20 protein-coding genes are annotated in these 24,717 nt (G+C 34.7%); all 20 read left to right on the forward strand.

Annotated elements, in window-relative coordinates; all coding sequences use genetic code 11:
• The first annotated feature begins 20 nt into the window (after positions 1-20).
• The 20 genes from purL (at position 21) to IEV10_RS11495 (ending at position 24,690) form a co-directional block, all read left to right on the forward strand.
• On the forward strand, positions 21-3,683 hold the full coding sequence (gene purL / locus IEV10_RS11400) for a phosphoribosylformylglycinamidine synthase (RefSeq protein WP_188374859.1): 3,663 nt from the start codon (positions 21-23) through the stop codon (positions 3,681-3,683).
• A 100-nt stretch (positions 3,684-3,783) separates the two neighbouring features.
• On the forward strand, positions 3,784-5,559 hold the full coding sequence (locus tag IEV10_RS11405) for an AMP-dependent synthetase/ligase (RefSeq protein ID WP_188374860.1): 1,776 nt from the start codon (positions 3,784-3,786) through the stop codon (positions 5,557-5,559).
• 78 nt (positions 5,560-5,637) lie between these two features.
• Complete coding sequence (locus tag IEV10_RS11410; protein WP_188374861.1) at positions 5,638-6,039, forward strand: hypothetical protein; 402 nt, start codon at positions 5,638-5,640, stop codon at positions 6,037-6,039.
• A gap of 156 nt (positions 6,040-6,195) precedes the next feature.
• The gene (locus tag IEV10_RS11415; protein ID WP_188374862.1) at positions 6,196-6,651 is read left to right on the forward strand and encodes a MarR family winged helix-turn-helix transcriptional regulator; all 456 of its coding nucleotides are present in this window, start codon (positions 6,196-6,198) and stop codon (positions 6,649-6,651) included.
• Between the two features lies 1 nt (position 6,652).
• Positions 6,653-9,061: a 3-hydroxyacyl-CoA dehydrogenase/enoyl-CoA hydratase family protein gene (locus IEV10_RS11420; protein WP_188374863.1), complete on the forward strand. Its 2,409-nt coding sequence runs from the start codon at positions 6,653-6,655 to the stop codon at positions 9,059-9,061.
• A gap of 5 nt (positions 9,062-9,066) precedes the next feature.
• Positions 9,067-10,260 (forward strand): acetyl-CoA C-acyltransferase, encoded by a 1,194-nt coding sequence (locus tag IEV10_RS11425; RefSeq protein WP_188374864.1) that lies wholly within the window; start codon positions 9,067-9,069, stop codon positions 10,258-10,260.
• Positions 10,261-10,291: 31 nt separating this feature from the next.
• The gene (locus IEV10_RS11430) at positions 10,292-12,103 is read left to right on the forward strand and encodes an acyl-CoA dehydrogenase FadE (protein ID WP_188374865.1); all 1,812 of its coding nucleotides are present in this window, start codon (positions 10,292-10,294) and stop codon (positions 12,101-12,103) included.
• Positions 12,104-12,194: 91 nt separating this feature from the next.
• A complete protein-coding gene (locus IEV10_RS14355) occupies positions 12,195-13,376 on the forward strand; it encodes a nuclear transport factor 2 family protein (protein ID WP_229719695.1) in 1,182 nt (393 codons plus the stop codon).
• 131 nt (positions 13,377-13,507) lie between these two features.
• Positions 13,508-14,311, forward strand: coding sequence for a cyclase family protein (locus IEV10_RS11440; RefSeq protein WP_188374866.1), 804 nt, complete (start codon positions 13,508-13,510; stop codon positions 14,309-14,311).
• Complete coding sequence (locus tag IEV10_RS11445; protein ID WP_188374867.1) at positions 14,308-15,033, forward strand: DUF6090 family protein; 726 nt, start codon at positions 14,308-14,310, stop codon at positions 15,031-15,033. The genes IEV10_RS11440 and IEV10_RS11445 overlap by 4 nt, the downstream gene beginning before the upstream one ends.
• The gene (locus IEV10_RS11450) at positions 15,026-15,733 is read left to right on the forward strand and encodes a DUF6090 family protein (RefSeq protein ID WP_229719696.1); all 708 of its coding nucleotides are present in this window, start codon (positions 15,026-15,028) and stop codon (positions 15,731-15,733) included. The genes IEV10_RS11445 and IEV10_RS11450 overlap by 8 nt, the downstream gene beginning before the upstream one ends.
• Positions 15,730-16,578: a DUF6090 family protein gene (locus IEV10_RS11455; protein ID WP_188374868.1), complete on the forward strand. Its 849-nt coding sequence runs from the start codon at positions 15,730-15,732 to the stop codon at positions 16,576-16,578. The genes IEV10_RS11450 and IEV10_RS11455 overlap by 4 nt, the downstream gene beginning before the upstream one ends.
• Positions 16,575-17,339 (forward strand): DUF6090 family protein, encoded by a 765-nt coding sequence (locus tag IEV10_RS11460; RefSeq protein ID WP_188374869.1) that lies wholly within the window; start codon positions 16,575-16,577, stop codon positions 17,337-17,339. Before IEV10_RS11455 ends, IEV10_RS11460 begins: the two co-directional genes overlap by 4 nt.
• 195 nt (positions 17,340-17,534) lie before the next feature.
• The gene (locus IEV10_RS11465) at positions 17,535-18,686 is read left to right on the forward strand and encodes a DUF6265 family protein (RefSeq protein WP_229719698.1); all 1,152 of its coding nucleotides are present in this window, start codon (positions 17,535-17,537) and stop codon (positions 18,684-18,686) included.
• Positions 18,687-18,768: 82 nt separating this feature from the next.
• Positions 18,769-20,100 (forward strand): M28 family metallopeptidase, encoded by a 1,332-nt coding sequence (locus tag IEV10_RS11470; protein WP_188374870.1) that lies wholly within the window; start codon positions 18,769-18,771, stop codon positions 20,098-20,100.
• Positions 20,101-20,898, forward strand: a complete 798-nt coding sequence (locus tag IEV10_RS11475) for an arginase family protein (RefSeq protein WP_188374871.1) — start codon at positions 20,101-20,103, stop codon at positions 20,896-20,898.
• 4 nt (positions 20,899-20,902) lie between these two features.
• Positions 20,903-21,679, forward strand: coding sequence for a hypothetical protein (locus tag IEV10_RS11480; protein WP_188374872.1), 777 nt, complete (start codon positions 20,903-20,905; stop codon positions 21,677-21,679).
• Positions 21,672-22,478, forward strand: a complete 807-nt coding sequence (locus IEV10_RS14395) for a M23 family metallopeptidase (protein WP_188374873.1) — start codon at positions 21,672-21,674, stop codon at positions 22,476-22,478. Before IEV10_RS11480 ends, IEV10_RS14395 begins: the two co-directional genes overlap by 8 nt.
• Positions 22,475-24,115, forward strand: coding sequence for a M1 family metallopeptidase (locus IEV10_RS11490; RefSeq protein WP_188374874.1), 1,641 nt, complete (start codon positions 22,475-22,477; stop codon positions 24,113-24,115). The genes IEV10_RS14395 and IEV10_RS11490 overlap by 4 nt, the downstream gene beginning before the upstream one ends.
• Complete coding sequence (locus IEV10_RS11495) at positions 24,115-24,690, forward strand: YdeI/OmpD-associated family protein (protein WP_188374875.1); 576 nt, start codon at positions 24,115-24,117, stop codon at positions 24,688-24,690. The genes IEV10_RS11490 and IEV10_RS11495 overlap by 1 nt, the downstream gene beginning before the upstream one ends.
• Positions 24,691-24,717 lie beyond the last annotated feature (27 nt).

Below are 24,717 nucleotides of genomic sequence, written 5' to 3' on the forward strand. Positions count from 1 at the left end.
ACACAACATAATCTTACATAATGATTCACTTCTTCGGAAACCAAAACAGTAAAGTATTTGCTGTTCAAGCAACAAAAGAATTATCAACAGAAACCATAGCAAAATTGGTATGGTTATTTGGCGACCAACCAAAATTAGAGCAAGCATCAATCGATGCTTTTTTTGTTGGACCACGCGCCGCTATGATTACACCATGGAGCACAAACGCAGTAGAAATTACCCAAAATATGGGTATTGATGGCATCATCAGAATTGAAGAATTTCAGGCTTCAACAGAAGCTTCAAAGGATTATGACCCAATGATTTCTGAAAAATTCAACGGATTACATCAAGATGTTTTTACAATTAATATTCAGCCTGAAACTATTTTAGAAATTGAAGATATTTCTGCTTATAACAAACAAGAGGGTTTAGCCTTAAGTAATGAAGAAATTGAATATCTAAACAATGTTTCAAAAAAAATTGGTCGTCCATTAACGGATTCTGAAGTGTTTGGTTTTTCTCAAGTCAATTCTGAGCACTGTCGTCATAAAATTTTCAATGGAACATTTATCATTGATGGCGAAGAAAAGCCGACTTCGCTTTTCAAAATGATTAAAGAAACCTCGAAACAAAATCCCAACGATATTGTCTCGGCATACAAAGATAATGTTGCCTTCATAAAAGGACCTAAAGTGGAACAATTTGCACCAAAACGAGCAGATATACCAGACTATTACACAACTGAAGATTACGAATCTGTTATCTCATTAAAGGCTGAAACTCATAATTTCCCAACGACTGTAGAACCGTTTAACGGTGCTGCTACTGGTTCTGGTGGTGAAATTAGAGATAGACTAGCAGGAGGAAAAGGTTCTTTACCTTTAGCAGGTACAGCTGTGTATATGACCTCTTATTCACGCTTAGAAGAAAATCGCCCTTGGGAACAAAAATTTGAAGCTAGAAAATGGCTTTACCAGACACCAATCGATATTTTGATAAAAGCATCAAATGGTGCGTCAGACTTTGGAAACAAATTTGGACAACCGCTTATATGTGGATCAGTTCTAACTTTTGAACATGAGCAAGACAATCGTAAACTTGGTTATGACAAAGTCATCATGCAAGCTGGAGGTATTGGTTACGGAAAAGCTGACCAAGCACTAAAAGACACACCTAAAGAAGGCGATAAAATTGTGATTCTTGGTGGTGAAAATTACCGCATTGGTATGGGTGGTGCTGCAGTATCTTCTGCAGATACTGGCGAGTTTTCAACCGGAATTGAATTGAATGCTGTACAACGCTCAAACCCAGAAATGCAGAAACGTGCCGCAAACGCTATTCGTGGTATGGTTGAAAGCGAAGACAACTATATTGTTTCTATTCACGACCATGGCGCAGGAGGGCATCTTAACTGTTTATCTGAATTGGTAGAAGATACTGGCGGGAAAATAGACTTGGACAAATTACCAGTAGGTGACCCAACTTTATCGGATAAAGAAATAATCGGTAACGAATCTCAAGAACGCATGGGATTAGTTATTGCCGAAAAACATCTAGATACACTTCATAAAATTGCAAAAAGAGAACGTTCTCCAATTTACCAAGTTGGTGATGTTACTGGTGATGACCGATTTACATTTGAATCGAAATCTAATGGAAATAAACCAATGGATTTAGGACTTGAGGATATGTTTGGTAGTTCGCCACAAACGATAATGACAGATAGTACTGTTGACCATAATTATGGAGTAATTTTATACAATCCTGATGATTTTTACAACTATTTAGATCAAGTCCTTCAACTCGAAGCTGTGGCTTGCAAAGATTGGCTTACAAACAAGGTTGACCGTTGTGTAGGTGGAAAAGTAGCTAAGCAACAATGCGCCGGCCCTTTACAATTGCCGTTAAATAATGTTGGTATAATGGCATTAGATTATAATGGAAAGGAAGGTATTGCCACTTCAATTGGACACTCACCAATTTCAGGATTAATTAATCCTGTTGCTGGAAGTAGAAATAGTATTACCGAAGCCTTAACAAACATTATTTGGGCACCGCTTAAAGATGGACTTAAAAGTGTATCGCTTTCTGCAAATTGGATGTGGCCATGTAAAAATGAAGGTGAAGATGCTAGACTTTATGAAGCTGTAAAAGCAATTTCTGAGTTTTCTATTGATTTGGGAATTAATGTTCCAACAGGAAAAGATTCCCTGTCAATGAAGCAAAAATATTCTGATGGCGAAGTCATTTCTCCAGGTACGGTTATCATTTCTGCAGCTGCAAATTGTAACAATATTACTAATGTTATAGAACCCGTTTTACAAAAAGGAAAAGGAAATATCTATTACATTAATATTTCTCAAGACGCGTTTAACTTAGGTGGAAGTAGTTTTGCACAAATCAATAATAAAATTGGTAACGAAACACCAAATGTAAAAAGTGCTACTTACGTTAAAACAGTTTTTAATACTATTCAAAAGCTTATAAAAAATAAAAAAATTGTTGCGGGTCATGATGTAGCTTCAGGTGGTTTAATAACAACATTATTAGAATTATGCTTTGCTGAAAATAATATTGGAGCTGAATTAGATATTACAGGATTGCAACAAAAAGACAGTATAAAAGCGCTTTTTGCGGAAAATGCTGGTATTGTTTTTCAAGCTGAGGATGATTCAATTGAGACCATTTTATCTGAAGCCCAAATTGATTTTTTAAATATCGGAAAAGTCACTGAAAGTGATGTCCTAAGCATTATCAATCATGAAGAAGTCTATACCATGACGGTCTCACGTTTAAGAGATATGTGGTACAAAACCTCTTTCCTCCTCGACCAAAAACAAACGGCTAATGGTTTGGCAACAGCAAGATTAGAAAACTATAAAAATCAGCCATTAAACTATAAATTTCCTTCAGGTTTTGATGGTGTTTTAAAAGATTATAGGTATCATTCAAATAAACCAAAAGCTGCTATTATCCGTGAAAAAGGAAGTAATTCCGAACGCGAAATGGCCAACGCCATGTATTTGGCTGGTTTTGATGTTAAAGACGTACATATGACCGATTTAATTTCTGGTCGTGAAACCTTAGAAAATATTCAATTCATAGGTGCTGTTGGTGGGTTTAGTAATTCTGATGTTTTAGGCTCAGCAAAAGGATGGGCAGGCGCATTTAAATACAACGAAAAAGCCAATAAAGCTTTGAAAAATTTCTTTAAAAGAGAAGACACATTGTCTGTTGGTATTTGTAATGGTTGCCAATTATGGATGGAGTTAGACCTCATTAATCCTGACCATGAAAAACACGGTAAAATGACGTATAATGATTCTGGAAAACACGAAAGTGCGTTTACTTCTGTAAAAATTCAGGAGAATAATTCGGTAATGCTATCATCTCTAGCAGGTACAACTTTAGGTGTTTGGATTAGTCATGGTGAAGGTAAATTTAGTTTACCATATACTGAAGAAAAATACGATATTGTTGCAAAATACACATACGAAGCTTATCCTCACAACCCAAATGGATCAGACTTTAATGCGGCTATGATGACAGATAAAACTGGTCGTCACTTAGTTACCATGCCACATATTGAGCGTTCAACCTTCCCTTGGAATTGGGCACACTATCCAAAAGACAGGAACGATAAGGTTTCTCCCTGGTTAGAGGCTTTTATAAATGCTCGAAAGTGGATTGAAAAAAAGTAAATCTTTGTTAAAAACAATAGTCAAATTTTTAATACAACAAATTCCTAATGTTAATTTTCATATTTTCGTAATATTGCTACGCTAAAATTGAAAATTGACAATGACAGAAATTAAAAGGCTTTTTGACTTCCCTTATCACCAATTAGAACATAACCCAACTGATACTGCATTAGTAACTAAATATGATGGGGAATGGACACCAATGTCTACTAAAGACTATCTTGATAAAGCCAATGCTATAAGTAGAGCGCTTTTAAGGATGGGTGTGCAAAAAGGGGATAAAATTGCACTTATATCTTCTACTAATCGCACCGAATGGAATATTATGGATATTGGCACCTTACAAATTGGTGTTACTAATGTCCCTATTTACCCAACAATTTGTGCAGAAGATTACGAATATGTACTCAATCATAGTGAATCAATCTATTGTTTTGTTTCAGACGAAGAAGTCCTTGAGAAAGTCAATAAAATTAAAGCCAATACAAAACTAAAAGACGTCTACTCTTTTGACCATATAGACGGTTGCAAGCACTATTCTGAATTGTTTGAATTAGGTAAAGACAAAAGTAATCAACCAGAAGTTGAAGCATGTAAAGACAAAGTAAAGCCTGAAGATTTAGCAACCATTATTTATACATCAGGTACTACCGGAAAGCCTAAAGGTGTCATGCTTAGTCATTGGAATATTACTAGTAATGTTTTAGCAAGTTCACCAAGGGTGCCGCTTCCAGATTCAGGAGAAACAAGAGTATTAAGTTTCTTACCAATCTGTCATATTTTCGAACGCGTCCTTATTTATGTCTATCAATATGCAGGCACATCTGTTTATTTTGCTGAAGCTCTAGATAAAATTGGAGATAATGCCAAAGAAGTGAAACCAAATCTCATGAGTGTTGTACCTAGACTTTTAGAGAAAGTGTTTGATAAAATTATGCTTAAAGGTGAAGAACTAACAGGTATTAAAAAAGCATTATTCTTTTGGGCTGTAAGCTTGGGTGAAAAATGGGAGCCTTATGAAAAGAATGGTGCTTGGTATGAATTTAAATTAAAAATTGCTAATAAATTGATTTTTAGCAAATGGCGTGACGCACTTGGCGGAAACTTATATACTATGGTATCTGGCAGTGCAGCTTTACAACCTCGTTTAGCACGTATTTTCGGTGCTGCAGGCATGAAAGTTATGGAAGGTTATGGTCTTACTGAAACCTCTCCTGTAGTTTCTGTAGGCTTTTATGATAATAATATGTATCAAATCGGTACAGTAGGCAAGCCAATACCAGATGTTGAAGTAAAAATTGCTGATGACGGAGAATTACTTATCAAAGGCCCTAATGTGATGATGGGTTATTATAAAGACCAAGAAAAAACAGACAGTGTTATGACTGGAGATTATTTCCATACTGGAGATAAAGGAGAAATCACACCTGAAGGTTTCTTAAAAATTACAGGTCGTAAAAAAGAAATGTTTAAAACCTCTGGTGGAAAATATGTCATTCCTCCTCTATTAGAAAACGATATGAAACAATCGCTTTTCATAGAGCAAATTATGGTCGTTGGTGAAGGAGAAAAAATGCCTTGTGCAATAATTCAACCTAATTTCGACTTTGTTAGAGACTGGATAGAACATAAAGGACATGACATAGCAACAAGTAACGAAGACATAGCTGCTTCAGAAATTGTAATAAAGCGCATCCAAAAAGAAGTGGAAAAATATAATGTCAATTTTGGTAAGTGGGAACAAATCAAAAAGTTTGAATTAACCCCAACAGTTTGGTCTATTGATACTGGTGAATTGACACCTACTATGAAGATGAAACGCAGCGTAGTAAAAGAGATATACATAGATCTCTACGAGAAAATGTACCGCGGTTAGTCGCTCAATTTACTACAACTTAAAATTGATTTAGTAATATTTTATTATCTTGGAATAACTAACAAAATCAATTTTCTTATGAACACTAAATCATTTATTGCCGCCGGCTTAGTTGGTGGTATTGTAGATTGGCTATTAGGATGGCTGTTTTACGGAATCATTTTTGCAGACAAATTTCCTCAACCTGATGCGGAAAGTAATGCAATGATTTACATTACATTAGGCTGTCTTGCCTTCGGTTTTTTCATTTCTTACATTTACAATAAATGGGCTAATATATCAACATTTGGTACTGGCTTAAAAGCAGGTGCAATTATTGGTCTTTTTATGGGTCTGATTTCAAACTTTTTTAGGTTAGCAGAACAAGCTTCAGAAAATTTTGAGATGTTTGGGATTGACTTAGCAATTTCAATCGTAATGGCTGCCCTAGTTGGTGGTGTTGTAGGATTTGTTAATGGCAAAGTAGGAAGTAAATCCTAAACTCATAAAGAACTTATTTAAAACGCCTCAGGTATTCTGGGGCGTTTTTTATTACAAATCCTATCAAAAATAACTTTTTACTATGCATGCATAATTTTTTTAATTTACTATGCGTGCATAGTATTTTTTAGTATATTTGAAATCTAAGAATTTAATATGAAAGATAAAACTATAGATTATGTTCTCAGAACTACATGGTTAGCAGTTAACAAAATGTATAATGAGGAAGCAGCTCAGTTCGATACAACCATGGCAACAGGTTTTGCATTATTAAGTATTGATCCAGAATTTGGGACACCTTCTACTTCGTTAGGTCCAAAAATGGGAATGGAAGCCACTAGCCTATCTCGCACATTAAAAACAATGGAAGAAAAAGGTTTAATTATTCGTAAACCTAACCCAGAAGACGGCCGTGGCGTATTAATTCACTTAACCGAATTTGGTAAAGAAAAGCGTGATTATTCAAGAGATCGTGTATTGACTTTTAATGAAGCAATTAGAGAAAATGTTTCTAGTGACCAGCTTAATGGTTTTTATGAAGTTGCTAAAGTCATCAACCATATGATATCCAATAAAAAAATATATAAACAAAAAGAACATTCATTAAAATAATATGAGTAAGCGTAGAATTAAAAAAGTAGCCATTATTGGTTCTGGAATCATGGGAAGTGGTATTGCTTGTCATTTTGCCAATATTGGTGTAGATGTACTACTATTAGACATCGTTCCAAGAGAACTTAATGCTAAAGAGCAAGCCAAAGGTCTTACTTTAGAAGATAAAGTAGTGCGCAATCGATTAGTAAATGATGCCTTGACTACATCTTTAAAATCGAAACCTTCTCCTATATATAACCAATCTTTTGCATCAAGAATTACAACAGGTAATCTAGAAGATGATATCGCAAAAGTTGCTAATGTAGATTGGATCATGGAAGTTGTAGTCGAAAGACTAGACATAAAAAAGCAAGTTTTCGAAAAACTTGAAAAGTACAGAACTCCTGGTACATTAATCACATCAAATACATCTGGAATTCCTATTAAATTTATGAACGAAGGACGCTCAGAAGATTTCCAGAAACATTTCTGTGGTACACACTTTTTTAACCCAGCACGCTACTTAAAATTATTCGAAATTATTCCTGGACCAAATACTTCTCAAGAGGTCCTTGATTTCTTAAATGGCTATGGTGAACAATTCTTAGGAAAAACCTCAGTAGTTGCTAAAGACACACCTGCTTTTATTGGAAATCGTATTGGTATTTTCAGTATTCAGAGTTTATTTCACGCCGTTAAAGATTTAGATTTAACGATTGAGGAAGTTGATAAATTATCAGGACCAGTCATTGGTCGTCCAAAATCTGCAACCTTTAGAACTGTAGATGTGGTAGGCTTAGATACATTAGTGCATGTTGCAAATGGTATTTATGAAAACTGTAAAGATGACGAGCGTTTAGAGTTGTTTAAACTACCTGATTTCATCAATACTATGATGGAAAACAAATGGTTAGGAAGTAAAACTAAGCAAGGGTTTTATAAAAAGACGGTTTCCGCAGAAGGTAAAAAAGAAATATTAAGTTTAGACCTAAATACTTTAGAATACCGTTCAGCTAAAAAAGCAAAATTTGCAACATTAGAGTTAACAAAAACTATTGATAATGTAGCAGATCGTTTTAAAGTCTTAGTTAAAGGGAAAGATAAAGCAGGAGAATTTTACCGTAAGAGTTTTGCGGCATTATTTGCATACGTATCTAACCGTATTCCAGAAATTACAGATGAGCTTTACAAAATTGACGATGCTATGAAAGCTGGTTTTGGATGGCAACATGGACCATTCCAAATCTGGGATGCTATTGGTGTTGAAAAAGGTATCGAAATGATGCAAGCAGAAGGTTTAAAGCCTGCAGATTGGGTAGCAGATATGCTAGCCTCAGGTAGTGATAGCTTCTACTCTATTAAAGATGGTGCAACATATTTCTATGATATCCCAAAGAAAGAACAAGAAAAAATTCCTGGACAAGATGCGTTTATCATCTTAGATAATATTAGAAAAACAGCAGAGGTTTTTAAAAACTCTGGTGTGTCAATTCAGGATTTAGGAGATGGCATTCTAAATGTAGAATTCCAATCAAAAATGAATACCATTGGCGGTGATGTTTTAGCAGGAATTAATAAAGGTATAGATTTAGCCGAAAAAGATTTCGCTGGACTAATCATAGGCAATCAAGGTCCAAATTTCTCAGTTGGAGCAAACATAGGCATGATTTTCATGATGGCTGCAGAACAGGAGTATGATGAGCTTAACATGGCCATCAAATATTTCCAAGACACGATGATGCGTATGCGTTATTCTGCAATCCCAACAATTTCTGCACCTCACGGCATGGCACTTGGTGGTGGTTGTGAGATTTCATTACATGCCGATAAAATTGTAGCAGCAGCAGAAACTTACATGGGACTTGTAGAGTTTGGTGTTGGTGTAATTCCTGGCGGAGGTGGTTCTAAAGAAATGGCTTTAAGAGCATCAGATACTTTCAAAAAAGGTGATGTCCAATTAAATACACTTCAAGAGTATTTCCTAACTATTGGGATGGCTAAAGTATCTACTTCTGCATACGAAGCGTTTGATTTAGGCTTAATGCAAAAAGGAAAAGACGTTGTTGTGGTTAATAAAGACCGCCAAATAGCAACTGCTAAAGCACATGCTAAATTAATGGCTGACGCAGGTTATACACAGCCTGTGAGACGTAAAGATGTTTTAGTTCTTGGTAAACAAGCATTAAGTATGTTTATGGTTGGTACTGATTCTATGGAAGCCTCTAATTACATCAGTGACCATGATCGCAAAATTGCAAATAAATTAGGCTATGTAATGGCTGGTGGTGATTTATCAGAACCTACCAAAGTAAGCGAACAGTACTTGTTAGATATTGAGCGTGAAGCGTTCTTATCACTTTGTACAGAGCGTAAGACCTTAGAAAGAATTCAGCACATGTTAACCAAAGGTAAACCATTAAGAAACTAAGAAAAATGAAAACAGCATATATAGTAAAAGCATATAGAACAGCCGTTGGGAAAGCACCAAAGGGCGTGTTTCGTTTTAAAAGAACAGACGAATTGGCAGCCGAAACCATCAAATACATGATGAAAGAATTGCCAGCTTTAGACCCAAAACGTATTGACGATGTTATTGTTGGTAATGCAATGCCAGAAGGTTCTCAAGGCTTAAATATGGCGCGTTTAATCTCTTTAATGGGATTAGAAGTGATAGATGTCCCTGGTGTAACCGTTAACCGTTTTTGCTCTTCAGGAGTTGAGACTATTGGTATGGCAACAGCAAAAATCCAAGCCGGTATGGCAGATTGTATTATTGCTGGTGGTGCTGAAAGCATGAGTAGCGTACCAATGACAGGTTTTAAACCAGAACTAAACTATGACGCAATTGTAAAAGCGGGTCATGAAGATTATTACTGGGGCATGGGAAATACAGCCGAAGCAGTAGCTCAACAATTTAACGTATCGCGTGAAGACCAAGATGAGTTTGCCTATAATTCGCATATGAAAGCTTTACGTGCTCAAGCTGAAGACCGTTTTAAAGACCAGATTGTACCCATAGACGTAGAACAAACTTATATTGATGCCAACGGAAAAAAAGCAACAAAATCATATACAGTAACTAAAGACGAAGGCCCAAGAAAAGGGACTAACAAAGAAGCATTAGCAAAACTAAGAGCTGTGTTTGCGCAAGGTGGAAGTGTTACTGCAGGCAACTCATCTCAAATGAGTGATGGTGCTGCTTTCGTTATGGTAATGAGTGAAGATATGGTTAAAGAGTTGAATCTCGAACCTGTTGCACGTATGGTAAACTATGCTGCTGCTGGTGTAGAGCCTCGTATCATGGGTATTGGACCAGTAAAAGCGATTCCAAAAGCCTTAAAACAAGCGGGTTTAAAACAAGATGATTTATCATTAATAGAATTAAATGAAGCTTTCGCTTCTCAATCTCTTGCAGTTATTAGAGAATTAGATTTAAACCCAGATATCATTAACGTTAATGGAGGTGCCATAGCATTAGGTCATCCTCTAGGATGTACAGGTGCTAAGTTATCAGTACAGCTGTTTGATGAAATGCGTAAGCAAAACATGCAAGGTAAATATGGAGCAGTGACCATGTGTGTTGGAACTGGACAAGGCGCTTGTGGATTATTCGAGTTTTTAAATTAAGAAAAAAAGAAATTAAGATTATATAGTAGTTATGGAAGCAACTCAAGAAAAAGAATTATTAAGAGGTGGACAATTCTTAGTAAAAGAAACAAAATGTGAAGACGTATTCACTCCTGAAGATTTTTCAGAAGAACAGAATATGATGAAAGAAGCGGTAATGGAGTTCAACGAACGTGAGATCATTGCGCACAAGCCTCGTTTTGAAGCTAAAGATTACGCGCTAACTGAAGAAGTCATGCGAAAAGCTGGAGAATTAGGATTTTTAGGTGTCGCAGTTCCTGAAGCCTATGGTGGATTAGGAATGGGATTTGTTTCTACATGCTTAACATGTGACTATATTTCTTCAGGTACTGGTTCGTTTAGTACAGCATTTGGAGCACATACTGGTATTGGTACTATGCCAATAACACTATATGGTACTGAAGCTCAAAAGCAAAAGTATGTCCCAAAGTTAGCTACTGGAGAATGGTTTGGGGCTTACTGTTTAACTGAGCCGGGTGCAGGGTCTGATGCTAATTCTGGTAAAACGACTGCTGAGCTTTCAGCAGATGGAAAGTCCTATAAAATCAATGGGCAGAAAATGTGGATTTCTAACGCTGGTTTCTGTAGTGTAATGATCGTTTTTGCACGTATTGAAGATGATAAAAACATTACTGGTTTCATTGTAGAATACGATAAAAACAATCCAAACGGAATCACTCTTGGCGAAGAAGAACACAAATTAGGTATCCGTGCTAGTTCTACACGTCAAGTATTCTTTAACGATACAGTTGTACCTGTAGAAAACATGTTAGCTGGTCGTGGAGAAGGCTTTAAAATTGCCATGAATGCTTTAAATGTTGGACGTATTAAGTTAGCAGCTGCTTGTTTAGATTCTCAAAGAAGAATACTCAATACTGGAGTACAATACGCTAACGAGCGTAAGCAGTTTAAAACACCTATTTCAGATTTTGGTGCTATAAAAACCAAGCTAGCTAAAATGGCAACTGATGCATATGCAGGTGAATCTGCTACGTATAGAGCTGCAAAAAATATTGAAGACCGTATTGCCTTACGCGAAGCTGCAGGAAATACACACCAAGAAGCAGAACTTAAAGGCGTTGAGGAATATGCTATTGAATGTTCAATCTTAAAGGTTGCTGTATCTGAAGATGTACAAAACTGTGCTGATGAAGGTATCCAAATCTTTGGTGGTATGGGCTTCTCTGAAGAAACACCGATGGAAGCGGCTTGGAGAGATGCTCGTATTGCACGTATCTACGAAGGAACTAACGAGATTAATAGAATGCTATCTGTTGGTATGCTAGTAAAGAAAGCCATGAAAGGTCATGTTGACTTATTAGGCCCTGCGCAAGCAGTTCAACAAGAATTAATGGGCATTCCGTCTTTTGAAACACCTGATTATTCAGAATTGTTTTCTGAAGAAAAAGCAATGATTGCTAAGTTGAAGAAAGTATTTTTAATGGTCGCTGGTGCCGCTGTTCAAAAATATGGCCCAGATATGGAGCAACACCAACAGCTATTAATTGCTGCTGCAGATATCTTAATTGAAATCTATATGGCAGAATCGACGATATTAAGAACTGAGAAAAACGCAAAACGTACTAGCGAAAAAGAACAAGCCGTACAAATTGCCATGTCTAAGTTATATCTATATAATGCTGTAAGTATTGTAGAAGGAAAAGGAAAAGAAAGTATCATTTCTTTTGCTGAAGGTGATGAGCAACGTATGATGCTTATGGGACTTAAGCGTTTTACAAAATATACAAACTACCCAGATATCGTTGACTTACGTAACGAAATCGCAGAAAAAGTTAAAGCAGAAGGGAAGTACTGCTTTTAGTTAAGTTTAATTAGATGTAGAAAGTCGGATTGTTTTGTTATAATCCGACTTTTTTATTTGTGTATATTTAGGTCTCAAAATCTAGAAATAAATGAAATCTATACTATATCTTTTTGCATTTGCCTTCACGACCACTACTCTAGCCCAAAACACTGAAGTTTACCTTTTTGACATTTCAAATTCTAATGGAGAATTATCACTAAGCAATCAACGAAATGTGTCTAGTAATGACGGCTATGACAATCAGCCTAGTTTTTATAACGATAATATTTTAGCATTTGCTTCTACAAGAAATGGACAAACAGACATTGCCAAATACAGCATTAGAGACAAAGCCATTACATTTTTAAATAGCACACCAAATGGTGGTGAATATTCGCCATTAAAAATCCCAAATTCTAAAGATATCTCAGCAGTTAGGCTCGATAATGATGGCAAGCAACGTCTGTACCGCTACGATTTTAAAACAGGAAAATCTACAGAAATCATTAAAGATTTGGTTGTAGCTTATTACTCTTGGTATGATGAGAATACAGTTGTTTCTGCAGTTATTGAAGATGATGGATTAAACCTATTTGTAACAGATATCAAAGCCCAAAAGAGTAGAAAATATGCTACAAATGTTGGGCGCTCATTTCATAAAATACCAAATTCAAAACTGGTAAGTTTTGTCTCTAAAGAAGCGGAAGATAAATGGACATTAAAATCTTTAAATCCTCATACTGGAGAAACTAAAGTCATTATGCAATTACCAAATAAAATTGAGGATGTATGTTGGTTAATAGATGGTAGTGTCATTATTCCTATCAATAATGTGGTTTACAAATTCAACCCAAAGAAAGATGAACGCTTTAGTACATTAGCTAATTTTCAAGACGACAATCTTCAAAAAATAACACGCATTAGCACTAACGAGATTGGTACCATGTTAACACTAGTCTCAGAGGTATCTCCAGAGGTAATTGTACAAAAACAATTAGATGCTTACAATGCCAGAGATATCGATGCGTTTATGGCAACGTACTCTAAGGATATAAAACTATATAACTTCCCTAACGAACTACGTACCGAAGGCCAAGAGGCTATGAAAAACTCATACAAAGGCTTTTTTGAAACTACACCAGACCTCAACTGTAAAATTTTAAAACGTATAGTAACTGGTAATAAAGTTATTGACCATGAATTTATAACTGCCAATGGTAATACCTTTAAAGCCGTTGCCATTTACGAAGTTGAAAATGGATTAATAAGCAAAGTCACTTTTGTGAGATAGTGTAACATTATACTATCTTTAAACACAAATAGTTAACCAACCTCAACTACACCATCAACCTAACGTACTTGTTTATTCTAAACAAGTGACTGTACCTTTTGTATCATTTTTTACTTAAATGCATTCTAAATATGAAACTTAATATTTTCTATTTATCAGCTTTCTTATGTTTATTCATGTCTTGTAATAAGACACAAGAGAAAGTAATTACCAAAACTAAAATTATTGATTTAAGTCATACCTTTTCTGAAGAGACCGTGTATTGGGTAACAGCTAAGGAATTTAAATTAGATATCGTAGCCAAAGGAGATACAGACAAAGGTTTTTTTTATGCTGCTAATAATTTTGAAACTGCCGAGCACGGCGGCACACACATAGATGCACCGATTCACTTCTCAAAAGGCAAGCAATCCGTTGAAGAAATCCCATTAAATAAACTCATAGGCCAAGCCATTAAGGTTGATGTTACCGCAAACGCTTCAAATAATCCTGATTATTTAATCAGTGTGAAAGATTTTACCAATTGGGAAAAAACAAATGGCACAATCCCAGAAGGTGCTATAGTACTTCTAGAAACTGGTCATTCTAAGCACTATCCTGATAAGCTAAAATATTTAGGTACTGACCAACGTGGTCCTGAAGCCGTAAAGTTGTTACATTTTCCTGGGCTTTCATCAGAAGCAGCCACATGGCTAGTAGAAAATAGAAACATTAATGCCATTGGTATAGATACGCCTAGTATAGATTATGGGCAATCAGAGTACTTTAAAAGCCATGTTATCTTATTGTCAGAAAATATTCCTGCTTTTGAGAACATCACTAATCTGGATCAACTACCGTTGAAAGATTTTGAAGTTATTGCCTTACCCATGAAAATTAAAGATGGTAGTGGCGCACCATTACGAATTATTGCTAAAGTAAAAGAAGAAATATGATTAAGTTCTTCCGTCATATCCGTCGCTCATTAATTAACCAAAACAAAATAGGAAAATACTTTAAATATGCCATTGGTGAGATATTGCTTGTAGTTATGGGAATACTTATAGCCCTTCAGATTAACACGTGGAACACTCAAAGATTAGATGGTTTAAAGGAAAAGGCAATTCTTAAAGAATTGCATAAGGAGTTTTTAGGTAATAAAATTCAGTTCGATACTGTTAAGTTGGTTCATACAAGATCTATGAAATCTCTTAATACCATTATTGATGCTATGCCTCTCACCAAAGAAAATGTATTTAACTTAATAGATACTTTCGAATATGCTCTACATACGTTTACCTTCAATCCTTCCAGTGGTGTTGTAAACTCTTTGATTGCTTCTGGGAATTATGAACTTATTAAAAACGATACTTTACGAAATTATTTGGTGACTTGGAATGATGTTTATCAAGACTTTTTAGAGGAAGAGCTTAACCATCAAAAATACAGGTATGAAGTTATGGACCCTCATTCTGCACTGAATACAGATGCAATTATGCTTAATAAAGGGGATCAAAAAGCAATAGATTATACTATAGACTATGTAGTATCTCGTGAATTTAGAGGTCATCTCACTGTTATTAAAGGAAGGCTTCAAAATATTATAACCGACTTAGAACAAAAGACAGTAGAAAATCATATAAACGAAATTATTAGACTTACCCAGACCAATGATTAAATTCTTCCGACATATTAGAAAATTCTTAATAGAACAAAACAAAATGAGAAAATACTTTAAATACGCTATTGGAGAAATAATACTTGTAGTTATTGGGATTTTGATTGCTTTACAGATTAATAATTGGAATGAAAAAAATAATCAAAATAATACGCTTCAAAATACATATAGTATGATTGTTAATGATTTAGAGACAGATATTACAAAGGTTAGACAAACTCTAGAGTTCTATAAAGAAAAAGAACCTTATTTAAAGCATGTACTTGATGGTAAACTTACTAAAAAAGACTATTCTGATTCTTCGTATTTTAATTTAATCACCTATTCACCCGATTATTCTGTAACCACCAGAGGATTTAATTTACTCCATAGTTCTGTAGATAATGGTGTAATAAAAGACAGTCTGCAAATTTCTATTACAGAGTTTTATACGTCAACAATTAATAGGTTTGAATTTCTTAGAAATTATATCATAGAAGATATTGGAGATAATTTTGCGTACTGGAAAACTAATTTTGATTGGTATCCTGACTACATCATGCGTAATAATTTAGCTGGATTTACAGAGTATACCATAAACAACCCTGATTATAAGAATAGAATTGCTAACTATTATTTTGTTCATTATGATATTGCCATCAAGTATTTAAATGAATTTTTAGAAAATGCCGATAAAGTCATTAAAGCGCTAAAACAATGATTAAATTCTTCCGTCATATTCGCCGTTCACTCCTAAATGAAAACAAAATGGGTAAACCAGCCTTGCCAGACTCGACGTCAGGCAGACTAGGCAGGTACTTTAAATATGCTATTGGAGAAGTTGTTCTTGTAATGATCGGGATTTTGTTGGCATTACAAATTAACAACTGGAATCAGAATCGTCTTAATGCAAACATAGAATCACTATACTATAAAAGACTTTTAGATGATGTTAGAGAAGAAGAACAAATTCTTCAGGCTATTATTAATTATTCTAATCAAGTTACTTTTCATGCAAAAAAAGCAATAGCAGTTTTCGAAAACTCTTCAAAGGCTTCCGATAATCCTGTTGAAAATATAGTAGACCTGTATCAAGCAAGTCAGTTTACAGATTCATATTCTGCAAAATCAACTTTTAAAGAGTTAATTGCTTCTGGTCAAATTAACCTCCTGCAAAATGACAGTATAAAAACTGCATTAATTAGGTACTATGATGCGGAATGGTCTGAATCTGGAACCTTTACATTTGAAAATAGGTATAGAGAAAATTTGAGAGGAAAAATGCCAGATGATATTCAAACCCAGATTCGATTGAATTGTGGCGATATATATCTAAAAAAAGGTAACAGTTATCTTATAAGCTTACCTGACAAGTGTAATATTGATCTCGATCTTAATATTGCAAAATCCGTTATAGACGAGTTGCGTATGGACGAGAGTTTAAAAAAAGATTTAAGGTATTTGATTGGTAACGAGGTAGGAAAAATGAATGATTTAAAACCAATACAAAAGCAACTGAATAACCTTATTTCACTTTTAGAAGAAATTAATAATGAAAATCAATGATTAAATTCTTCCGTCATATTCGTCGCTCACTTTTAGAACAAAACAAAATGGTTAAACCAGCCTTGCCAGACTCAACGTCAGGCAGACTAGGCAGGTATTTTAAATATGCTATTGGTGAAATACTCCTTGTCGTCATTGGAATTCTATTAGCGCTTCAGATTAACAACTGGAATGAATCTAACAAAGCCAAGAAAACAGAAATTTATGTGTTAACCGAAATTCTAAACAACCTTGAAGAAGATGGCGATATACTTAAACACATGATACAAAAAAGAGAGAAGGCAAAAACTTCTGTATCAAAAATGATATCTTATTTAGAAGAGTCGATTATTTCGCAGGATTCCTTAGAAGCTGATTTACTAAATATGTTAACTTTTGAACGTTATTTTCCAATAAATAATGGTTATGAAATATGCAAATCAAAAGGATTAGAGCTTTCAAACAACTTACTAATTTCAAAAATATCACGCTACTACAATTATGAGCAGCCTAAGGCAAACAAAAGCATTATCGATGTGGAAAATGCTATTTTGGAGATCCTTGAAGACACAAAAAGTATAAGCCGTTATATTGAAGTGTTAACGCTTAACGAAGAAATAAAACTCACAAATTACCAAGACACCCAGTTCTTGGCGGAACTCAAAACAGAAACTGTAGCCTTTAAAAACAATAATGTAGGGACATTGTCAGTCATTAAAGATTTATATGACATTAATAAATCATTGAGAAATGAAATTAGAGATGAAATAGGACATGATTAAATTCTATAGAAAATATGGATGGATTTGACATTGTAATGGTCATTGCCATTATCCTTTTTGCAAGATTAGGCGTTCGCTTAGTTACAGGATATATAAAACTTAAAAAAGACGAAGAAAACTATAAAGAAGACTAAATTGTCCTCTAATAACATTACATAAACGTTATAATAGTAGAACTATAAACGCATTAAAAAAATGAAATCTTTATCCACGCTAATTTTATCGCTATTTACTTTAGCACTATCTGCTCAAGACAAAACCTTAGAACCTAAGCTAGAAAACATCTCTTGGATTGCTGGCACATGGCACGGTGAGGCATTTGGAGGTAAAACCGAAGAAATCTGGAGCAAACCATCTGGTGGCTCAATGATGGCAACTTTTAAACTCATAAGTGAAGGCAAAGTCATGTTTTATGAGATTGAAGTGATTCGTGAAATAGAAAATAACCTCATTCTTCAGTTAAAACACTTTAACAACGATCTTAAAGGTTGGGAAACCAAAGATGAAACCGTAGACTTTCCGCTAAAATATATTACCGAAAACAAAGTGGTATTTGAAGGTATGTCTTTTGAAAAAGTCTCTGAGAACGAAATGAATGTCTATGTTGACGTCAAGGAAAACGGCAAAGTAGAAACTGTAAAATTCAATTACAAAAAAGATTTACCTCTAACAAAGCCTGTGAAACAGCTAATAGAAGTAAAAAAAGCAAAAGCACAACCAATTATAGACGGAAAAGCAAATGAGCCAATCTGGAAGAATTCGCAATGGCATCCAATTGATCAATTGTGGTTAGGTGAACCATATACAAAAGACGATTTTCAAGGACGTTATAAGCTCACATGGACCAAAGAAGCACTTTATTTGTTGGCAGAAATTAAAGACGATAAGCTTGTAGATAACTACAAAGACCCCCTAAAAAGCTGGTGGGATGAAGATTGCTTAGAAGTTTTTATTGACGAAGATAATAGTGGCGGTAATCATCAATACAATCATTCTGCATTTGCATATCATATAGATTTAGAAGGTAATGTGGTAGATGTTACACCACAAAAGGAAGGCAAACTATACAATTCTCATATCGCATCTCAAAGAACTACAAATGGCAATACATCCATGTGGGAAGTCAAGATTCTACTTTTTGACAAATCGTATAAAGACAACAGTAATAATACCTCTGTAGAATTAAAAAGTGGTAAAAATATAGGTTTTGCTTTAGCCTATTGCGATAATGATAATAGTGAACATCGCGAAAATTTTATTGGATCTATACCAGTAGAAGGTGCCGATAAAGATAGAGGTTGGATTGATGCAACTATTTTTGGGACTTTGCTCTTATTAGAACACTAATAGAAACGTAATTAACAAATATTTAAAAGCGATTCTTTAGCTAAAGACTTATTTTTAAGGCTGAAAAACAACCACCATCCTTATGAAAAAAATAATTCTTGCTTTAGCACTAATCAATTTTGCTTTTAGTCAATCGCAAACAGACTCAAAACTATACGATATTATTGATGCTGTTTCTGAAGAGCGTTTAAGAAATGATGTCAAAACTTTAGCAGATTTTGGCACACGTCATACATTAAGTGATACCCTATCAGATACCCGTGGTATTGGCGCTGCACGTCGTTGGATAAAAGGACAGTTTGATGCTATTTCAAAAGATTGCAACAACTGTTTGGAGGTTTTTTACCAACAAGATTTAGTCAAAAAAGGCACAAATCAGCGTATTATTAAAGATGTTATGGTTGTCAATGTAGTTGCCATACAGCGAGGTACAAAATACCCAAATCGTTTTATCATAATGAGTGGTGACATAGATTCTCGGGTATCAGACCCAACAGATTTTACTTCGGATTCACCGGGTGCTAACGATAATGCTACCGGAATGGCTGGAGCTATTGAAGCAGCACGTGTATTGTCTAAATATCAATTTGAGAGTAGTATTATCTATGTTGGTCTTTCGGGAGAAGAGCAAGGCTTATTTGGCGGACAAGGTTTAGCAAAATATGCTCAAGACAACAATTGGGATATTATTGGCATACTTAATAATGATATGATCGGAAACATTACAGGTGTTGATGGCGTAATAGATAACCGTACCTTCCGTATTTTTTCTGAACCTGTTCCAGCAAATGAGAGTGAAAGAGCACGTCGCGCAAGACGCTTTTATGGTGGTGAGGTCGATGGTATTTCGCGTCAATTGGCACGTTATGTTCATAAAGCCGTAAAAACATATATGCCCGAAATGAACCCAATGATGGTTTACCGTTTAGATCGTTTTGGTCGTGGTGGTCATCACAGACCATTTAACGATGTTGGCTTTGCGGGTATCCGTATTATGGAAGCTCACGAAAATTACACACAACAGCACCAAGATATAAGAACGGAAGATGGCATTAACTACGGTGATACATTTGAGCACGTAAACTTTCCGTATTGTAAAAAGTTAACTGCAGTAAATGCAATTAATTTAGCAAGCATTGCTTCTGCCCCACCAGCGCCTAAAAATGTTGGTATTGGTGGTATTGTTCAGCCTTCAGCAAAATTTAGTTGGGATAAAGTAGATGGTGCTGTAGGTTACAAGATTTATTGGAGAGATACCACATCGCCTACTTGGGATAACAGCAGGTTTGTTGGCGATGTATCAGAATATACGTTGGATGGTATCGTCGTTGATAATTTCTTTTTTGGTGTTGCAGCTGTTGGTAAAGACGGACATGAGAGCATGGTCACTTTCCCTAATAAGATTATTAGATAAATGTTTGTTTATTTTCCACAATGGCAAGGCTCCGGTGTAGGTAAATCGATGAAAATTGGAGCTGAAACTGTTCGTGACTACTTAAATATTTCTAATATTGAAACTATTGCCTTATCTGAAAAAGCATTAGTCAAAAACCAAAACATTAATGGCCATAAGGCCTTAATTGAACAGTTATCCGATTATAAAAGCTTACTTGAAAAATCACAACCTACAACATTAAAAACTATTGGAGGTGATTGTGGCTTAGAAATCATTCCAGTAAGTTACCTAGCTTCTAAATATGAAAACATAGGTATTATATGGTTTGATGCACATGCAGATATTAATTTACCTGAGGAATCTCCAAGCCATAATTTTCATGGTATGCCCCTACGCACATTACTTGGTGAAGGTGATGATGAATTAAGGGCTCTGCTGTTTTCAGAAATCAAAGCTTCACAAATTCATTATATAGGTTTAAGAAGTATAGATAAAGCCGAAGAAAGACGTATTAACGAAGGTCATATTTATGCACCTTTAAATTCTAACACTAAAGATTTAATAGACATCTTAAATGCCAAAAGCATTACTCATCTTTACATTCACTTTGATGTAGACTGTCTTGACCCAGAATCTTATAAAAATGCCTATTTTAATGTAAACAATGGTATTACTACTCAAGAGGCCCAAGATTTTATTTTAGAATTAAAAGCTAACTTTACTATTGTTGGATCTAGTATATTGGAATCAGTAGCCACAAATGAAGAAGATTTAAAACCCATAAAGCCTATTATTAATCTATTATTTGATATCTAGTATTATGATTCATAAATTAAAGTGTTATTGTCTTCTCATATTTTGTTTTTTTCTTTTTGTCTGCTCCGAAAAACCTTCCACAAAAAATGAAGTCTTAGTATTAGGAACTATTCATAGTGGTCATAGAACAGAAGAAATCTATAATCTAGATAAGCTTACCGCGCTAATTAAAGAAATAAATCCTGATATAATTCTTACTGAAATACCACCAGATAGATTTGACACAGCCATGGAAGGTTTTAAAAAAGATGATAGTATTTCTGAACCTCGGGTCATGCGTTTCCCCGAATATACTGATGTTATATTTCCACTTTCAAAAACTATGGATTTCAAAATTATTCCAACTGCTGGTTGGACACGCCCAATGGCTTTAGAACGTCAAAAAAAGTTAAGAGCAATTAGTCAAGATTCAACACGAACTTCTGATTGGAATGCATATACAAATGCAAACAAATTATCAGATTCTTTACTAGAAGCAACAGGCAAGCGAAACGATCCCTATTTTATTCACACAAAGGAATACGATAGCCTTTATAATATAAGCTTAAAGATTTACAATAAATTATTTAATGAAGAATTGGGTCTTGGAGGCTGGGATAATATAAATATTGCACATTATTGGAATATAGAAAAAGCCTTAGAAACCTATAGATATCAAAACAAACGTATACTTATTACATATGGAGCTGGCCATAAAGGCTGGTTTTTAAAAGAATTGCAGAAAAGAGATGATATCGATTTATTAGAGTTGAAACCGTTTTTAGATAGTTTAAATGAGTAAATCAATACTAATCATTATCTCTATTTGCTTATTTAGTTGCTCAAGTGATAATTATACTAAACCAAGTTTTATAGATTTTAAAGTAGACAAGGACTCTATATACGTCATTTCAAAAAATAAGTTACACTGTCCTTTGTATGTAAAAGCTATAAATCGTAAAACAAAAAAAGAAACATTTAGGCAATTAGATGCTAAACAAGAATCTGTGATTTTAAGCTATCCAAATACTAAAGCTGATTCAAATTCAATTTTAAAAAAGTATAGATTTTTGGGATATTATGGAGAGTATCCTTTTAAATCTTACGACACAAATCATATCTATACCTTACCATTTCAAAAAGGATATCAATCCTTGGTCATTCAGGGTTATGATGGTGATTTTTCTCATTATGGATCATTTTCTGCTAAATGTTTAGATTTTGAAATGGCAGTCGGAGATACTATAGTTGCTGCAAGAGATGGTGTTGTCGTAAAAGTCAGTATTAAACACAATAAGCAAGGTACTACAGAAGACTATAAAGATTATGGCAATTATATGATGCTATATCACCCAGACAATACCTTTACTCAGTATGTACATTTAAAACAATATGGTAACTTAGCCAAAGTTGGTGATTCTGTAAAAGCTAAACAGCCAATAGCCTTATCAGGATATACGGGTTGGACAACTATACCTCATTTGCATTTTGGGGTTTATAAACCAACTGCAACCGGATTAGTTTCAATTCCAGTAATTTTGGATTCCATACCAGGAAAAGAATTAAAGCGAGGTGATATCTTAACTAAGAAACAAAAATGAGAACATTAAAACACAGACTTTGCATTGCACTATTATTAACCTCGACATTAGGTATTGCTCAAGGATTATTAAATAAAAAAAATGAGTTTACAAGGCAAGACACGTTAAGAGGAAGCATTACGCCTGAACGCGAATGGTGGGATTTAACCTATTATCATTTGGATATTGAAGTAAAACCAGATGAAAAATTTATCTCAGGAAAGAACACTATTCAATATAAAGTATTAAAACCATATCAAGTGATGCAAATAGATTTGCAAGTACCAATGCAGATTACAAAAGTGCTTCAAAATGGTAAAGCATTAGACGTAAAACATAATGGAAATGCACACTTTGTCACATTAAATGACAAACAAAAAACTGGCGCTGTAAATACTATCGAAGTGCATTACAAAGGTAACCCTAGAGAGGCAAAACGTGCACCTTGGGATGGTGGATTTTCATGGAAAAGAGATAGCAACGGTAAACACTTTATTGCAACATCATGTCAAGGCTTAGGCGCTAGTGTTTGGTGGCCAAACAAAGACCACATGTACGACGAAGTTGATAGCATGCTTATAAGTGTTACCATTCCTAAAGGATTAACAAATATATCCAACGGCAGACTAAGAAAGCTTGAAGACAAAGGTAATAAGGTCACATCGCATTGGTATGTTAATAATCCGATTAATAATTATGGTGTTAATGTAAACATTGGAGATTACGTAAACTTTTCTGAGATTTATAAAGGCGAAAATGGAAACCTTGATATGGACTATTGGGTTCTTAAAGATAATCTTGACAAAGCCAAAGAGCACTTTAAAGATGCGCCTAAAATGATGAAAGCCTTTGAACATTGGTTTGGGCCTTATCCATTTTATGAAGACAGTTTTAAACTCGTAGAAGTTCCGTATCTAGGTATGGAACATCAAAGTTCAGTAACCTATGGTAACCAGTATAAAAAAGGGTATTTAGGCAATGATTTATCAAGAACGGGTTGGGGCTTAAAATGGGATTTTATTATTGTTCATGAAGCTGGTCACGAGTGGTTTGCCAATAACATAACCAATGTAGATGTTGCGGATATGTGGATACATGAAGGCTTTACAGCGTATTCTGAAAATCTCTTTTTGGATTATTACTATGGCAAAGAAGCCTCTGCGGATTATGTAATTGGTACACGAGCAAATATTCAGAATGACAAGCCTTTAATTGGCATTTATAATGTTAATAAAGAAGGCTCTAGTGACATGTACTATAAAGGCGCTAATATGTTACATACCTTAAGACAACTCATCGAAGACGATAAGCTTTGGAGAGACATTTTAAGAGGTATAAATACAGAATTTTATCATCAAACGGTAACTACAAAACAAGTTGAAGATTACATTAGCAAAATGACCAAAAAAGACTTAAGTGCTTTTTTTAATCAGTATTTACGCGATGTACGTATTCCAACTTTAGAGTATAAAATTGAAGACAATGCCATTAAATACCGCTATGTCAATATTGTCAAAGATTTTGATATGCCAATTGAAGTAGAAATTAATGGTAAATCAGAGTGGATTTTTCCAAATTCTGAATGGAAGACTAAACAAGTTCAGGTTTCAGAATTTAAAGTAGATAGAGACTATTACATTTATTCAAAACAATTATAATGAAGGCTATTCCTGAGCTTTATTTTGAGCGTGATGTTGAATGGTATGACTGGTTACTAGCCAATCATGACACCCAGAAAGCGGTCTACATAGTCTTCTATAAGCTCGAAACCAAAATTCCAACAATGCGCTGGGAAGAGGCTGTAAAAGTAGCACTATGCTTTGGTTGGATTGATGCCACTGTAAAAAGCTTAGGCGGTGGCAAACGCATTCAATACTTTACGCATAGAAATCCGAAAAGCACATGGAGTGCTCTAAACAAAAAGTACATTGCGGAACTTGAACGATTAGGATTAATTCAAGACGCTGGTTGGAAAATGATTGAATTGGCAAAAGAAACGGGTACTTGGACTGCTATGGATGATGTTGAAAATGGGGTAATACCAGATAATCTTCAACAAGCTTTTGATAAAAATCCACGTGCTTTCGAGAATTATCAGAATTTTTCTAAAGGCTATAGAAAAGGCTATCTATCGTGGTTAAATAGCGCTAAACGCGAAGAAACCAAACAAAAAAGAATCGCCGAAATCATACGACTCTGCGATGCAAATATTAAAAGCAGAGAGGCTTGGTAAGTTAAAAGTTAACAAAGTCCATAGTTA

Source organism: Winogradskyella haliclonae, from assembly GCF_014635865.1.
Classification (GTDB): domain Bacteria; phylum Bacteroidota; class Bacteroidia; order Flavobacteriales; family Flavobacteriaceae; genus Winogradskyella; species Winogradskyella haliclonae.

Coding starts and splice junctions, on each gene's coding strand:
- purL (WP_188374859.1), top strand. CDS start 21: ATGATTCACTTCTTCGGAAACCAAAACAGTAAAGTATTTGCTGTTCAA.
- IEV10_RS11405 (WP_188374860.1), top strand. CDS start 3,784: ATGACAGAAATTAAAAGGCTTTTTGACTTCCCTTATCACCAATTAGAA.
- IEV10_RS11410 (WP_188374861.1), top strand. CDS start 5,638: ATGAACACTAAATCATTTATTGCCGCCGGCTTAGTTGGTGGTATTGTA.
- IEV10_RS11415 (WP_188374862.1), top strand. CDS start 6,196: ATGAAAGATAAAACTATAGATTATGTTCTCAGAACTACATGGTTAGCA.
- IEV10_RS11420 (WP_188374863.1), top strand. CDS start 6,653: ATGAGTAAGCGTAGAATTAAAAAAGTAGCCATTATTGGTTCTGGAATC.
- IEV10_RS11425 (WP_188374864.1), top strand. CDS start 9,067: ATGAAAACAGCATATATAGTAAAAGCATATAGAACAGCCGTTGGGAAA.
- IEV10_RS11430 (WP_188374865.1), top strand. CDS start 10,292: ATGGAAGCAACTCAAGAAAAAGAATTATTAAGAGGTGGACAATTCTTA.
- IEV10_RS14355 (WP_229719695.1), top strand. CDS start 12,195: ATGAAATCTATACTATATCTTTTTGCATTTGCCTTCACGACCACTACT.
- IEV10_RS11440 (WP_188374866.1), top strand. CDS start 13,508: ATGAAACTTAATATTTTCTATTTATCAGCTTTCTTATGTTTATTCATG.
- IEV10_RS11445 (WP_188374867.1), top strand. CDS start 14,308: ATGATTAAGTTCTTCCGTCATATCCGTCGCTCATTAATTAACCAAAAC.
- IEV10_RS11450 (WP_229719696.1), top strand. CDS start 15,026: ATGATTAAATTCTTCCGACATATTAGAAAATTCTTAATAGAACAAAAC.
- IEV10_RS11455 (WP_188374868.1), top strand. CDS start 15,730: ATGATTAAATTCTTCCGTCATATTCGCCGTTCACTCCTAAATGAAAAC.
- IEV10_RS11460 (WP_188374869.1), top strand. CDS start 16,575: ATGATTAAATTCTTCCGTCATATTCGTCGCTCACTTTTAGAACAAAAC.
- IEV10_RS11465 (WP_229719698.1), top strand. CDS start 17,535: ATGAAATCTTTATCCACGCTAATTTTATCGCTATTTACTTTAGCACTA.
- IEV10_RS11470 (WP_188374870.1), top strand. CDS start 18,769: ATGAAAAAAATAATTCTTGCTTTAGCACTAATCAATTTTGCTTTTAGT.
- IEV10_RS11475 (WP_188374871.1), top strand. CDS start 20,101: ATGTTTGTTTATTTTCCACAATGGCAAGGCTCCGGTGTAGGTAAATCG.
- IEV10_RS11480 (WP_188374872.1), top strand. CDS start 20,903: ATGATTCATAAATTAAAGTGTTATTGTCTTCTCATATTTTGTTTTTTT.
- IEV10_RS14395 (WP_188374873.1), top strand. CDS start 21,672: ATGAGTAAATCAATACTAATCATTATCTCTATTTGCTTATTTAGTTGC.
- IEV10_RS11490 (WP_188374874.1), top strand. CDS start 22,475: ATGAGAACATTAAAACACAGACTTTGCATTGCACTATTATTAACCTCG.
- IEV10_RS11495 (WP_188374875.1), top strand. CDS start 24,115: ATGAAGGCTATTCCTGAGCTTTATTTTGAGCGTGATGTTGAATGGTAT.